Here is a 12,825-nt window from a genome sequence, read left to right as displayed (position 1 = left end):
GGTCGGTGGCAGGGCGGGCGGTGCGTACCCCTGTGGCGGGTGGGGGATGGCCGGTGCGGGAGCAGCTTGGCGGGGGCGCGGCGGCGGGCGGTCACGGGTCAGCGCAGCTCGGTGAGTACGGCGGCGAATCGGCTCAACGCCTCACGCACGTGCGGCAGTTGGAGTGGGTCCGCCGCTTCCAGGGAGTCCAGGCGCTGCTCCTCGGTCGAGCCGAGGAGCGGGCCGGTGGAGAGGCGGACGCGCAGGGCACCGAGTTCGTCGCCGAAGCGGTGACCGCCGGGGGCGGGCGCGGCCAGGCGGGCCGTGAGGTAGTCCTCCAGTTCCATGGAGTCGGTGACGCCGTGGGCGGCCAGGCGGGACCGGAACGGGCCGAGGTCGGCGTAGAGGTGGCGGCCGGCCTGCGGGGGTCTGGCCAGGGCGCCGGCGTCGAGTACGGCCTGGTGGGCGGCGGCCGCGACCCGGCCGTGCAGGGCCGCGGCCCGGCGGGTCCGTTCGACGACGGGGGCCGGTTCGGTGAGGGCGAGGGCGGCCGCAGCGGCCAGCGGGGCTGCCACGACCGCGCCGAGCGCGGCGAGGACGTCGAGGGTGCGGGCCCGGCGCGGGGCGTTGGCCGCGGTGTCGGGGAAGCGGGCGACGGCGGCGGGCCAGCCCGGCGGGGTGAAGGCGCCACCGAGGTCGGCGAGGACGGTCACGTCCTCGGGGCACATCTCGGCGGGGCTGATCGGCACCGTCTCGTGCGGGTGGTGGACGGTGTCGCGCCAGGTCTCGTCGCTGATGATGTGCAGTCCCTCACCGACGGCCGCCTCGCAGGCCTCCCGTACGGTCTCGGGCGGCGCGACGGTGGCGGTCGGGTCGTCGGCCACGCACAGCAGGAGCAGCCGGGGCCTGCCGCCCTCGGCGCGTACCCGGCGGACCGTTTCGAGCAGGGCGTACGGATCCGGTACGCCACCGCATTCGGCCGGGGTCGGCACATGGTAGGAGGGCCGGCCGAGCAGCCGGGCCTGCGGGCTCCACCAGGCCGGGCACGGCCGGGGCAGCAGGATGTCACCGCCGTACGCGCCCAGCAGGGCGATCAGGAGGGCCTGGGCGCCGGGGGCGGCGACGACCCGCTCCGCCGGGGTGGGCAGGCCGCGCCGCAGCCAGTAGCCGCGGGCCGCCTCGCGCAGTTCGGGGCCGCCGCCGGGCGGCTCCGGTTCGGTGCGTGCGGCGGCGCAGGCAAGGGCTTCGGCGAGTTCCGGGAGCACGGGCAGCCCGGGTCCGGGCGCGGGCGGGCCGTAGCGCACCGGCCCGCGCCCTGTGGCCGCCGTCCCCTGCATCCCGTTTCCTCCTCGGGCTTCGTCCGGCACGGGCCACACCTTCCGCCATGCCCTTCCCTGCCTTTATACGGAGGTTTGGCCCGCCCCGCCGCTTGTGCGGGCGATGCGGGGGCCCGGGCGCGACGGGGCAACGGCGGGGGTCAGTGGCCCGGACCGGCGAGGGCGGACAGTTCGGATTCCAGGTCCCGGCCCTTGGCGCGTACGACCGCTTCGGCGACTTCGGCGACTTCGGCGCATTCGGCGACTTCGGCGAGTTTGCGGTTGGTGCGCTGCGAGATGGCGCGAAGAAGGCCGAAGGCCTGCTCGGCCTCACAGCCCAGGACGTGCATGACGATGCCGCTCGCCCGGTCGATGACCGCCCTGGAGCGCAGCGGTCTCCAGCTGTCCCACCTCGGCGAGCGCCGCGCGATAGCGGCGGTCGCGGAGCAGGCCGGTGGTGATCTCCTCGACCAGCATGCCGACGGGCCCGCGCACGCTCCGTTCGAGGGCGCCGGGCCGGTATCCGAAGAGGCTGACGGTGGCCTCGATCCCGGACCGCCGGTAGGGCAGGGTGACGCAGGAGCGTACGCCCGATTCGCGGGCGAGGGCGCGATAGCCGGGCCAGCGGCGCTCGGTCAACAGGGCTTCGGTGTCCACGGGTTCACCCGTTGCCAGCGCGCTCGGGATCGGACCCGTCGCCGCAGGCAAGCTGGACGGAGGCGAGGGGCGCGAGGTCAGGGTGGGTCGCCGTGATGTCTCATGGCGTCCGCCTTGATCCAACTCCCGCCCGGAGCACCGGAGTCGGCGCCCGCCGTGGCCGCCGGGGTGCTGTGCGGGCGGTTCGCCGACTGGATCGTGGCCGGTCAGGATCCGGCGGGCTGCCCTCTCGGCGTCGAGGCGGCGTGGGCCGGAAACGGGGCGCTCCAGGTGCGGCCCGAGGACATCGCGTGCTTCCGTCGCCATGCCGCGGGCATCCCGATTCCGGCCCGCGCCGAGGTGTCGTCCCTGATGTGCGCACCCATGGGGGCGCCTGGGGCGGTGGCGGGGGTACGCACTCTGTTCCGTACCGGATCGGCTCGGCCCTTCTCGATGGAAGAGGGGCGAGCCATGGATGTGATGGTGCGTCATATCGCCCGCGCTATACGGCGGTCCGGTCCTGACGCACCGACAGAAGCGGGCCCCTGCGCATCCGTTGACGGGCTCGATAGGACCTCCCTGGACGCGTCGCGCCCTGCGCGCCCTTCGCCCGCGGTGCGGCCGCGGCCCTGAGCCGCGCCTTCGCCCTGCTCCTCTCGGCCGACGTGCCATCGGCCCTGCCCCCCACGGCTTCCGTACTCCTCGACGCCCGCCCCCGCTCCCGCATCCGTTCCAGTTCCCGTTCGCGTCCCGGTTGCCGCTCACGTCCCTGTTCCCGCTGCGGCAAGGCCTCGTGCCTCATGGCTTCGCGCCTCAAGGGCGCCCGCCCCAAGGCCTCTTGGCCCATAACCTCTTCCCGCAGCCGACTACAGCAGCGCGTGATCAGCCGGGACACGTGCATCTGTGAGATGCCGAGGTCCTCGGCGATCCTGCTCTGCGTCATGTCCCGGAAGAACCGCATGTAGAGGATCTTCCGCTCCCGCTCGGGAAGACACCGCAGGCCCGGTTTGACGGCCTCGCGGTCGACGACGATGTCCAGGGCCGGGTCGGCGCTCCCCAGGGAGTCGCTCAGGCTGTATCCGTCGTCGCCGCCCGGCAGTTCGGCGTCCAGGGACAGCGCGCTGAAGCTGTTGATGGCTTCGAGCCCCGCTCTGACCTCGTCCTCGGTCATGCCGGTGTGCTCGGCGAGGTCCACCGTACTGGGCTGCTGGGCGCCGCCGTTGGCGGCGAGCTCCTGGGTGGCCGCCCGCACCCGGCCCCTCAAGTCCTGTACGCGGCGCGGCACATGGAGGGTCCACATGTGGTCGCGGAAGTGGCGTTTGATCTCGCCGGTGATGGTGGGCACGGCGTAGCTTTCGAAGGCGGCGCCCCGGTCGGGGTCATAGCGGTCGACGGCCTTGACCAGACCGAGTGCCGCGACCTGACGGAGGTCCTCAAGGGCTTCGCCCCGGTTGCGGAAGCGGCCTGCGAGGCGCTCGGACATGGGCAGCCAGGCGCGGACGAGATCCTGGCGCAGGGCGTCCCGTTCGGGTCCGTCGGGCAGCCCCGCGAGCCGTTCGAAGGCGGCCGCGGTCCTGGGTGCGTCGTCGTGCGGGTGCCTGTGGTTCGCCGTGCCGGTGTCAGTACGCATATGCGATCCAGCTCCCTGGAATCCCTGGAACGGTGCGGCGGTGGTTTGTCACCGGGGAGCCTTCGGCCGGGCAGCGTGACACGCCCGGAGCGGACAGCCGCTCCCACGGACGTGCCTCCGGTCCGAAGCACGGGATTCGCCTGCCCGGGCCCCTTCGGGTCAAACGTGGCGTAAACCCCAAGGTCAGGGAAAGTGTGCTCCCCGCAGCGCTTCTCGCAGTTTCTCACGCGTGAGCGCCGGTACCCGGTCCGGGCGGGGACAGCCCCGCGCGCCGAGCGGCGGAAGCCGACGCGCGGGCCGGTCCTCGGGGCCCCGCCCCAGGTCGGGGTCGGGGTCGGGTCGGTTGGGCGGGAGGCGGCCGGGTAGTCGCGTGCCATGACTGACTCTCCTTGGCACAAGCGAATCGGCGCCCGGGACAGGGCGCTCTTCGACTTCGCGGCGAGGCGGCACTGGCCGGCCGCGGAAGCGGTGCTGCCCCGGCTGAGCCGTTCCGCCAACCACGGTGTCCTCTGGTTCGCGGCGGCCGCCGCGATGGGCGCGACCCGCTCACCTCGGGCCCGACGTGCGGCACTGCGCGGCGTCGCCTCGCTCGCTCTGGCCTCCTTGACGGTGAACACCGTGGCCAAGCACTCGGTCCGCCGGGCCCGTCCGCTGGCCGACGCGGTGCCGCTGGTACGGCAGTTGAAGCGTCGGCCGATCACCACGTCCTTCCCGTCGGGCCACTCCGCCTCCGCCGCGGCGTTCGTCGCGGGTGTTGCCCTGGAGTCGCGGGCGTGGGGCGCGGCGCTGGCCCCGCTGGGGTTCTCGGTGGCCGCCTCCCGCGTGTACACCGGGGTGCACTACCCGGGCGACGTACTGGCGGGGGCCGCGCTCGGCGTGGGTGCCGCTTTCGCCGTGCGCGGCCTCGTACCGACGCGCTCTCAACTCCCGCCGCCGGGACGGCCGCACGCGGAGGCACCGGCGCTGCCCGCGGGCCGGGACCTGGTGGTCGTCGCGAACCGCGCGTCCGGGAGCGCTCTCGCGAAGGCCGCGCTCGTGCGCGAGGCGCTTCCGCTCGCGGAGGTCGTCGAGTGCGATCCCGACGATCTGCCGACGGCGTTGGAGAAGGCGGCCGGGCGTGGCCGGGCGCTCGGGGTGTGCGGCGGTGACGGCACCGTGAACCTGGCCGCGGCGATCGCGGCCCGCGCCGGTGTGCCGCTCGCCGTGTTCCCCGGCGGCACCCTGAACCACTTCGCGCTCGACCTCGGCATAGAGGAGGTCCAGGACACCTGCCGGGCGCTGGTGGCGGGCGACGCCGTGCGGGTGGACCTCGGGCGGTTCCGGCCGGGCCCCGACGGCGCTGATGCCGGGTACTTCGTGAACACGTTCAGCCTGGGTGTCTATCCGGAGCTGGTGAGGGTACGCGAGCGCTGGTCGCCCCGGATCGGCGGCTGGGCCGCGGGCGTCCTCGGCGCCTTCGAGGTGCTGCGCGCCCAGAAGCCGTTGCCGGCGGACCCGCACGGCAGCCGTCCCGCGCTGTGGCTCCTGTTCGCGGGCAACTGCGTCTACCAGCGGCTCGGCCCGGCGCCCGTGCGCCGCTTCGACCTGGCGGACGGACTCCTCGACGTACGCGCGGTGCGTGGCGGCCGGCTGCCGGGGCTCCGCCTGCTGGCCGCCGCCCTCGCGGGTCCGCTGCACCGCTCCCCCGTGCACGCCACGCGCCGCGCGGGGCGCCTCGATGTCGCGGGTCTGGCCGAGGGAACATCTCTGGCGTACGACGGTGAAGTCGCTTCGGCTCCGCCCGAGTTGACGCTGGACAAGCTCCCGGAGGCGCTCACGGTCTACCGCCCGCAGGTGCGTCCCTGACGCAGGGGACTCATGGAGGGCTCGTCGGGGATCGGGCTCGGGAAAGGTACTACCTGGGGAGGAGGGGGCCGAGCGGGCCGAGGTCGATGTTGAGGTCCTCCGGGCGCAGTCCGAACTTCGACCTCAGTTCGCCCATCCGGTTCTCCAGGAGCATGAGGGTGAGCCCGATCCGCTCCTCCTGGTCCTCGGTGAGTTCACCCGTTTCCACGCGGCGCAGAGCCTGGCGCTCCATGAGCTGGCGCAGCAGTTCCACCACGGTCAGGACGAGGCGGGCGAGATCGCGCTCCACGGTGTCGGGGTCGAGTTCCACCCGGCGCCGCCTCCCGCTCCCCGTAGCGCTCCCCTCACCGCTTCCTTGGCCAGTCCCCTCATCAGGCCCCTCATCGCCCCTCTCCTGCGCGCCCTCCGCGCCCGCCGGGTGTCCCGGTCCGCCGCCGGGCGCGTGCCCGGTCACGTCGTTCAGCAGGTCGTCGATCACAAGGACTCCTCGTGCTCGTGCTCGTGCTCGTGCTGGAACCCGAACTCGGCGAACGGGGAAGGGACTTCGGCGCTGACCGAGCTCACGAGGGCGTTGAGGTCGATGCGTACGAGGTCCACGTCCGCGATCCTCAGCGTGAGGTCGCCGGTGATGACCACACCGCCGGCCAGCAGCCGGTCGAGCAGGTCGACCAGGGCTATCTCGCGCTGTGCGAGCGCATCGCCTTCGTTCACGACCCCTCCTGCTCCGATCGGCCCCGCCCCGGCCCCACGTCCTGCCCCACGTCGGGGCCGCTGTCCGGGCTGCCGTCCGGGCCGCCGACGAAGGAGTACGGCGCCCAGGGGCCGGTCAGTTCCACGCGTACGCCCTCCCCCTGCGGGGTGCGGTCGCGCACAGCCGCGACGAACTCGTCGCTGTGGTCGCGCGGTACCAGGTAGGCGGCGTTGAGAACGTTCTCGCCGGATGCGCCGGAGAGCCGTCCGCTCTGCGGTGGGTGCAGGCGCCCCGCCTCGGCGCGCTCGCACAGATCGGCGTGCAGAGCCCGGGAGAGCGCTCCCGCCCGCTGCCAGCTCCGGTCGCGGGTCTGGCGCTGACCGAGCCGCCGACGGAGGTACTCCCGCCCGGTGGCGGCCGTCACCTCCGGTGCGGGCTCGACCCGTTCGGGCACGGTGGAGTCGGCGTACACCTTCACGCCCCATTCGACGCGCCCATCCAGACGCTCGATGGCGGACTCGAAGCGAGCGCTCCCGGAGTCGAGGAGCCGGCGCACCCCGTCCTCGTCGCGGCACACCGTGGCGAGCCTGAGCGGCACGGGGCAGCTGACGGTGGCGAGCGCGGAGACCACGGCCTGGTGATTGCGGGCGACCCCGGCGAGCCAGTCCAGGTCCTCCAGATGGGCACGGAGCGGTTCCGCGTCGAAGTGCGCGGCGGGGACACGGCTCACCGCGGCGCACAGCCCGCGGTGCTCGATCAGCGCGGGCGGCTCTCCGTCGAGAGCGCGCACATCCGAGGGGAGCGCGGCGGTGAAGGGCCGGGTCACGGCGTACACGTAGAGCAGCTGCCCGTCGATCATCGGTCACCGCCTTCGCCCGGAGTGGAGCCCTCGCTGCCCTTGGCTCGCGGGGAACCTCCGCGTTTCCGCGGCCTCGCCTCGGCGGCGGCGATCTCGGGAGCGCTCTCAGCCGTCCGGGAGGCAGCCTCCAGAGCGGCTATGCGCGCTTTCAACTCGTCGTTCTCGCGGGACAGTTCACGACGGCGGGCACCGCTGGAGAGGGCGGGATCGTCCTCCCACCAGTCGATGCCCATTTCCTTCGCCTTGTCGATCGAGGCGACGATGAGGCGCAGTTTGATGGTGAGGAGTTCGATGTCGAGGAGGTTGATGCGGATGTCCCCGGCGATGACGATTCCCTTGTCGAGGACGCGTTCGAGTATGTCGGCCAGGTTCGCACCGCCGCCATCGGGCTGGTACGCGTCGGGAAAGCGTGCCGGGGTCGCCATCAGGTCCTCCGCGGATCGGCCACACCTTGGGCGTGGTGTTCGAGCCGGTCGAGGAGTTCGTCCTCCCGACGGTCGAACTCGGCCTCGTCGATCTCACCGTTCGTCAACTGAAGCTCCAGCGCAGCGAGTTCACGCCGGACGGTCGCGGGGTCGTAATACTGCCGCTCCGCCTCCGCGGCGACCTGCCCCAGCACCCAGAAGGTGCCGCGGACGGGCGCCGCGGGAAGCAGCAGCAGTTCCTTCAGGAGTCCCACGGGTTCACCCCGTGAAGCTGTAGGGAGGCAGGGGGCCGTGCACCTGGACGACGAGGTGCGGGGCACGCTCGCGCAGGGCGTCCACGGCGGCCACGAACTCGGCCGTGGCGTCGCGCGGCACGAGGTAGGAGATGTTGGCGAGCCAGCCGGTGGACTGCGGGCCGGGGCTGCGCTCCTCGGCGGCACCGTCGAGAGCGCTCTCGACCAGGGCGGCATCGGACACCTCACGCTGCTGCACGGCTGCGGCGATGCGCTCACCGAGTCGCAGCTTGTCCTCGTAACTTCCGCCGCCGGACTTCCGGTTGGCCTCGCTCATCGCCCGCAGCTCGGCGTTGTCGGCGAGCACCTGGTGCAGCACCGCCTCTTCGTCGTGCGTGGCCTTCACGTTGTACTCGACCTTGCCGTCGAGGGCTTCCAGCCGCTCCAGATAGCGCTCCTCGTGCTCGGCGAGTACGGCGCGCACGGCTTCGTCGTCGGCCGAGACACCACCGAACCGCATCGGGAGCACGGCGCCGCCCGCTCCCGCCTCGGCGAGCACGTTCTGGTGGGCCAGCAGGTCGCGCCGCTTGGGCCTGAGACCCTCCGGCGCGTCGCTGACCAACGCCACCAGATCACCCTGCTCGACCGTACGGACCGGGCGCGGCGGGTCGCCGATGCCGCCCATCCGCTCCGGAAGGCGGCCATGACCCCGGCGGGCGATGCCGTAGACGTACGTGGTCATTCCTGCTCCTCCTTGCGACGCGTGGTGGTACGACGGGACCGGGGCCGGGGTGATTCCTCGCCACCGTCGCGCGCCTCCTTGAAGGCCTCGGAGATGGTCTGCGCCGCCCCCGAGAGCGCTCCCTTGGACTTGCCGCGGGCGCCGGACTCGGTGATCTCACCGACCAGGTCGGGCAGGCCGGGGCTGCGCTTCGGTCCGGCTTCCAGGTCGAGGCGGTTGCACGCCTCGGCGAACCGCAGATAGGTGTCGACGCTGGCGACCACGACTCGTATGTCGATCTTCAGGATTTCGATGCCGACGAGGGAGACACGCACGAACGCGTCGATCACGAGCCCTCGGTCGAGGACGAGCTCCAGGACGTCGTAGAGGCCACTGGAGCCGCCGCCACTGCCGCTTTGTTGTGCCGGGACAACCGTCATGGTCTCCGGCCCTCCTTGTCTGTTGGCGTCATGTGTTCTGTGTCGTCTGGCTGATGGCTGAGCCGTCCTGCCGGCCGTCTCGCGAACGGCTCATGACGGGCCGTCAGTTTCCTTTGTCGGCGCGGCCTCGTTCGTAGCGGCGCAATCGGCGGTAGCCGGTGAGTTCGCCCCGGGGGTCCAGCTCGACCTCGTAGGAGGCGAGCAGGCTCATGGTGTCCGGGACGCGGGACAGTTCGAGCACCTCGATCCTCAACTGCCAGCCGTCTTCGCTGCGTTCGAACGACGAGACCGACTCGGCGGGCATGCCGATGAGCTCGGAGAGCTGGGCTCGGGCGCCCCGCAGGACCTCCATCGCACTCGGGAGGCCGTCATCCTCACGCTCACGGCTCTTCGCGGCGGCCCTGGTGGTGGTCTTCGTGGCGGTTCTCGATGGGGTCTTCGCGGTTCTGGGTGACGTCTTCGGGTCGTTCTCGCCTTTGTCGTCGTTCGCGTCTTTGTCGTCGTTCGCGTCCTTGTCGACCACGTTCACCTCCCGGTTGGAAAGTTCGGGTAGCCCCTGAGCGCCGGGTCAAACCCCCCGCGCGCGGTCAGTGGCCGGTGTCGTGCGGAGTGTCCAGCGGCCCCCGGGGCCGCTCGGGGACGCTCGGCGGGGTCACCGAGGGCATGACCGGAGCGCCCGGCGGCACCCCGGGCTCCAGCGGTGCCGCGGGCTGGTCGGGGAGCGCTCTCCGGCTGGTTCGGGCACCCCGGCTCAACAGCACCGCGGCACCGAGCAGCAGTACGGCGACGATCAGTGCGGCCGCCCAGTAGGGCAGCGCCATCGCGAGGACGAGGAGTAGGAACGCAGTGAGGGCGGCACCACCGTAGAGCCCGGCGGCCCCGGCTCCCGCGTACATCCGGGCGGACCGGCGCTGCTTCTTGGTCTGTTCGCGCAGCTCGTCCCGGATGGCGTCCCGGACGACCTGGGAGAGCTGCTCCGGCAGGTTCGGCAGGTTCGTGTCCATGGCGCCCGAGTACCCGCGCGGGCGTGCGACAGTCACTCGGTAGCCCCCTTGGCGGGAGTCACTCGGTAGCCCCTTGGCAGGCCTCGGCAGGTCTCCGCGGGAATTCCGTGGCCCTCCCGCGAGCCTTCCGGCCTCCTTGCAGATCCGGATCCCCCTCGGGTCTTCCGCCTTCCCCCTGCCGCATCCCGCCTCCCGCCTCCCGCCTCCCGCCGCACCTCCGCACCTCCGCACCTCCGCTGGCCATCTCCGCTCATCCACCTGCCGGCCTTCCCTCCGTCCAGCCGCAGATCCCGCGCCACCCACGCCGGAGTCCCGCCCCCCCGGCCCTGGTGTCCATATTTCAAGACAGGGATCTCATTATCTGGAGCGCAGTTCTAAACTGGGATCACCAACGGGGCAGTTCACCGTTCGGCCGCAGTGCGCCGAGTGGTGGGCCGCTCGCCGTCGAGTTCTCGGAGAGGGAGTCCGCTCATGTCCCAGGAGACGTCCCCGGCCACGCCGGGCGAGACCGCCGTCTACACCCACGGCCACCACGAGTCGGTGCTGCGCTCGCATACCTGGCGCACGGCGGCCAACTCGGCGGCGTACCTCGTCGGTGAGCTGAAGCCGCACATGCGGATCCTGGACATCGGCTGCGGACCGGGCACCATCTCGGCGGATCTGGCCGCGCTGGTGCCGGACGGCCATGTGACGGCGGTCGACCACGCGCCCGGCATCGTCGAGCAGGCCCGCGCGTACGCCGCTCAACGCGGCCTGGACAACATGTCGTTCGCGGTGGCGGACGTGCACGCGCTCGACTTTCCCGACGACACGTTCTGCGTGGTCCACGCCCATCAGGTACTCCAGCACGTAGGTGATCCGGTGCAGGCGCTGCGCGAAATGCGCCGGGTCACCAAACCGGGTGGCATCGTGGCGGTGCGGGACAGCGATTACGGCGCCTTCACGTGGTTCCCCGCGTCACCGGTACTGGACGGATGGCTGGAGCTGTACCACCGGGTGGCCCGGGCCAACGGGGGCGAGCCGGACGCCGGGCGCCGCCTCAAGTCGTGGGCGCTGCAAGCGGGTTGTACGGACGTCACGGCCTCCGCGAGCACATGGTGCTTCGCCACCGAGGAGGAGCGGGCCTGGTGGGGCGGCCTGTGGGCGGACCGTACGGTCGCCTCCTCGTACGCGGAGCTGGCGGTCGACGGCGGCCACGCCACGGCCGAGGAGCTGGCCGCGATCTCGGGGGCGTGGCGGGAGTGGGGCGGCCGGGACGACGCGTGGTTCATGGTTCCGCACGGTGAGATCCTCTGCCGCGTCTGACCCGTGCCGTGTCCGATCGGCGCCGCGTCCGGCCGGTGCCGTGTCCTGCCTGTGCCGCGTCCGATCGGCGCCGCGTCCGGCCCGTGCCCCCCTCCGGCCGGTGGCGCGTCCGGCCGAGCGGCCCCGCTATGGGTTATGGCGTGTGCAGCACGCGGGGCGGGCCGGGCGGGGTACTCGGGCCGGCCGGCGCCCGGTCCGGGGCGCCGGTGTGGGCGGGCGGGACCGGGGCCGGGTCGAGCGGGTCGGCGGGCAGCAGCGCCAGCAGGCATACGGCCACGACGGCCGCCGCGACACCGAGCGCGGCGAAGGCGAGCCTGCGGACCCGGCGGACTCCCCGGGTGCTGCCCTGCGGTGGCGGGTCGCGGCGCAGGTCGGCGTGGGTGACGAGGGCGCTGCGGGCCAGAAGCGCGGCGCGCACCCGTCCGTCGGTCGCGAACCGCCGGTCGTCGGTGTTCGGCATCATCGGGCAGCCTCCCCCAGTTTCTTCTCCAGGACGTCCAGCGCGCGGCTCGCGGTGGACTTGACCGTGCCTCGGGACAGACCGAGCGTGTGCGCGATCTGCGCCTCGGTCAGCTCCGACCAGTAGCGCAGCACCAGGACCTCGCGCTGACGTTGCGTCAGCAGGGCTATTGCGTTGAGGACTTGGCGATGTTCTTCGGCGAGCATCAGCCGTTCGTCCACGGGTGCGCCGGGCCCCTGGTGGGGCGGGGTGTAGGCGCGGGAGGTACGGCGTCTTCGCAGCACGGAGCGCGCCGCGTTGATCACGGCGGTACGCAGATACGCCCCCGGGTCCTGGAGCCCGTGCAGCGAGGTGCCGTGGGTGCGGCACAGTGCGGCGAAGGCGTCCTGGACGACGTCCTCGGCGGTGGGCAGGTCGTCCACCAGGAACAGGGCCAGCCGCACCATGTCGAGCCGGCGCGCCAGGTACAGCTCGGTCAGGGTGGGGGGCGGTTCGTCGCCGTGCGCCGTGCCGTTCCCCGTTCCGTTCACCGTGTCGTACCGCGAAGGGACGGCGCGCAGCCGGTGCGGCGGTGCGGGCGCCTCCTGGGTGCGGGACATCCGCGCGAGCAGCCATGTCCACCAGGGAGAGCGCGGTGCTGCGGGCAGGGCGTAGTGCATGGGCCTCGATCCGTGTCCGGGAGGGGGCGGGAGCGGGCGGGCCGGCGCATGACCGCCGGCCCGCCCCGTGGTGCTGTGTGCTGCCGCTACTTGGCGACGCCGCTGCCCGGCTCGATCACCTTGGGCGCGACGTCCGACGAGGCGCCGACGGCGGGCCCGGCCGTGGCGGCCCCCGTGCCCGCGCCGGTGACCTTCGCGGCGCCGGAGGCGGTGGAACCGCCCGCCGCGGAGCGGCCCGCAGCGGAGCCGCCCGACGCGGAGCCTCCGGCCGCGGAGACGGCCGGAGCCGTGTCGCCGCTCGTGGCGGCCTTGGGGGTGGCGACCTGCGGGCCGGTATCTGCGGCGGCCTGCGCGGCGAAGGCACCGCCCAGGAGCAGTGCGACACCGGTGACGGCGGCGCCCAGGAATCGGGGGCGGGTGCGGTGGTCGCGCTTGACGTGCTGGGACATGTATCTCTCCGGGGAAGTGGGGAATCACGCTCTGGACGAACGCACTGGACGAAGCTCTGAACGAACTGTTGAAGGGCGCCTTCACCCCACCAGACGTGCGGCGACTCCCGAGGTTGCGACCGAGTCCGGGAGACTTTCACGGCGTGGGTCCGGCCACGGGGTGGGAGGCGGCA

Annotated in this window: 17 protein-coding genes and 1 pseudogene; 2 read left to right on the top strand and 16 right to left on the bottom strand. The window is 72.8% G+C overall.

Going from position 1 to position 12,825, the window contains the following annotated elements; all coding sequences use genetic code 11:
- Nucleotides 1-98 precede the first annotated feature (98 nt).
- From CG740_RS12805 to CG740_RS12790, 4 genes and pseudogenes are all read right to left on the bottom strand, one after another.
- Complete coding sequence (locus CG740_RS12805) at nucleotides 99-1,316, bottom strand: aminotransferase class I/II-fold pyridoxal phosphate-dependent enzyme (protein ID WP_100575209.1); 1,218 nt, start codon at nucleotides 1,314-1,316, stop codon at nucleotides 99-101.
- 140 nt (nucleotides 1,317-1,456) lie between these two features.
- On the bottom strand, nucleotides 1,457-1,645 hold the full coding sequence (locus CG740_RS40865) for an ANTAR domain-containing protein (RefSeq protein WP_234376216.1): 189 nt from the start codon (nucleotides 1,643-1,645) through the stop codon (nucleotides 1,457-1,459).
- A complete protein-coding gene (locus CG740_RS40860; RefSeq protein WP_234376215.1) occupies nucleotides 1,626-1,952 on the bottom strand; it encodes a hypothetical protein in 327 nt (108 codons plus the stop codon). The genes CG740_RS40865 and CG740_RS40860 overlap by 20 nt, the downstream gene beginning before the upstream one ends.
- Nucleotides 1,953-2,775: 823 nt before the next feature.
- Nucleotides 2,776-3,561: pseudogene (locus CG740_RS12790) on the bottom strand (RNA polymerase sigma factor SigF); the annotation flags it as partial.
- Nucleotides 3,562-3,936: 375 nt separating this feature from the next.
- Here CG740_RS12790 and CG740_RS12785 point away from each other — a divergent pair.
- Nucleotides 3,937-5,406 (top strand): bifunctional phosphatase PAP2/diacylglycerol kinase family protein, encoded by a 1,470-nt coding sequence (locus CG740_RS12785; protein ID WP_100575207.1) that lies wholly within the window; start codon nucleotides 3,937-3,939, stop codon nucleotides 5,404-5,406.
- A 49-nt stretch (nucleotides 5,407-5,455) separates the two neighbouring features.
- On the opposite strand, the gene CG740_RS12780 is transcribed toward CG740_RS12785, so the two are convergent.
- The 9 genes from CG740_RS12780 to CG740_RS12740 form a co-directional block, all read right to left on the bottom strand.
- Complete coding sequence (locus tag CG740_RS12780; RefSeq protein WP_100575206.1) at nucleotides 5,456-5,716, bottom strand: gas vesicle protein K; 261 nt, start codon at nucleotides 5,714-5,716, stop codon at nucleotides 5,456-5,458.
- Between the two features lie 164 nt (nucleotides 5,717-5,880).
- Nucleotides 5,881-6,117: a gas vesicle protein gene (locus CG740_RS12775; protein ID WP_100575205.1), complete on the bottom strand. Its 237-nt coding sequence runs from the start codon at nucleotides 6,115-6,117 to the stop codon at nucleotides 5,881-5,883.
- Nucleotides 6,114-6,956, bottom strand: a complete 843-nt coding sequence (locus CG740_RS12770; protein WP_442802821.1) for a GvpL/GvpF family gas vesicle protein — start codon at nucleotides 6,954-6,956, stop codon at nucleotides 6,114-6,116. The genes CG740_RS12775 and CG740_RS12770 overlap by 4 nt, the downstream gene beginning before the upstream one ends.
- Complete coding sequence (locus CG740_RS12765) at nucleotides 6,953-7,381, bottom strand: gas vesicle protein (protein WP_100575204.1); 429 nt, start codon at nucleotides 7,379-7,381, stop codon at nucleotides 6,953-6,955. The genes CG740_RS12770 and CG740_RS12765 overlap by 4 nt, the downstream gene beginning before the upstream one ends.
- Nucleotides 7,381-7,635 carry a gas vesicle protein GvpG gene (locus CG740_RS12760; RefSeq protein ID WP_100575203.1) on the bottom strand — a complete coding sequence of 85 codons (255 nt, stop codon included), beginning with the start codon at nucleotides 7,633-7,635 and terminating at the stop codon, nucleotides 7,381-7,383. The genes CG740_RS12765 and CG740_RS12760 overlap by 1 nt, the downstream gene beginning before the upstream one ends.
- A 4-nt stretch (nucleotides 7,636-7,639) precedes the next feature.
- The gene (locus CG740_RS12755; RefSeq protein ID WP_100575202.1) at nucleotides 7,640-8,356 is read right to left on the bottom strand and encodes a GvpL/GvpF family gas vesicle protein; all 717 of its coding nucleotides are present in this window, start codon (nucleotides 8,354-8,356) and stop codon (nucleotides 7,640-7,642) included.
- Nucleotides 8,353-8,775, bottom strand: coding sequence for a gas vesicle structural protein GvpA (locus tag CG740_RS12750; protein ID WP_100575201.1), 423 nt, complete (start codon nucleotides 8,773-8,775; stop codon nucleotides 8,353-8,355). The genes CG740_RS12755 and CG740_RS12750 overlap by 4 nt, the downstream gene beginning before the upstream one ends.
- A 103-nt stretch (nucleotides 8,776-8,878) precedes the next feature.
- The gene (locus tag CG740_RS12745) at nucleotides 8,879-9,304 is read right to left on the bottom strand and encodes a gas vesicle protein GvpO (RefSeq protein ID WP_376211157.1); all 426 of its coding nucleotides are present in this window, start codon (nucleotides 9,302-9,304) and stop codon (nucleotides 8,879-8,881) included.
- A 58-nt stretch (nucleotides 9,305-9,362) separates the two neighbouring features.
- On the bottom strand, nucleotides 9,363-9,779 hold the full coding sequence (locus CG740_RS12740; RefSeq protein WP_100575200.1) for a phage holin family protein: 417 nt from the start codon (nucleotides 9,777-9,779) through the stop codon (nucleotides 9,363-9,365).
- Nucleotides 9,780-10,250: 471 nt separating this feature from the next.
- On the opposite strand from CG740_RS12740, the gene CG740_RS12735 reads away from it, so the two are divergent.
- Nucleotides 10,251-11,084, top strand: a complete 834-nt coding sequence (locus tag CG740_RS12735) for a class I SAM-dependent methyltransferase (RefSeq protein ID WP_100575199.1) — start codon at nucleotides 10,251-10,253, stop codon at nucleotides 11,082-11,084.
- Between the two features lie 133 nt (nucleotides 11,085-11,217).
- Here the strand turns inward: CG740_RS12735 and CG740_RS12730 are convergent, their stop codons facing one another.
- From CG740_RS12730 to CG740_RS12720, 3 genes are all read right to left on the bottom strand, one after another.
- Nucleotides 11,218-11,547 (bottom strand): hypothetical protein, encoded by a 330-nt coding sequence (locus CG740_RS12730; RefSeq protein WP_100575198.1) that lies wholly within the window; start codon nucleotides 11,545-11,547, stop codon nucleotides 11,218-11,220.
- Complete coding sequence (locus tag CG740_RS12725) at nucleotides 11,544-12,203, bottom strand: RNA polymerase sigma factor (RefSeq protein WP_100575197.1); 660 nt, start codon at nucleotides 12,201-12,203, stop codon at nucleotides 11,544-11,546. The genes CG740_RS12730 and CG740_RS12725 overlap by 4 nt, the downstream gene beginning before the upstream one ends.
- Before the next feature lie 86 nt (nucleotides 12,204-12,289).
- A complete protein-coding gene (locus CG740_RS12720; protein ID WP_100575196.1) occupies nucleotides 12,290-12,652 on the bottom strand; it encodes a hypothetical protein in 363 nt (120 codons plus the stop codon).
- Nucleotides 12,653-12,825 lie beyond the last annotated feature (173 nt).

The sequence above is a fragment of the Streptomyces sp. CB01201 genome (genome assembly GCF_002803085.1).
In the GTDB taxonomy this organism is placed as follows: Bacteria; Actinomycetota; Actinomycetes; order Streptomycetales; family Streptomycetaceae; genus Streptomyces; species Streptomyces hundungensis.
Note: the sequence above shows the minus strand (reverse complement) of the source record. Positions and strands in the feature narration are given on the sequence as shown.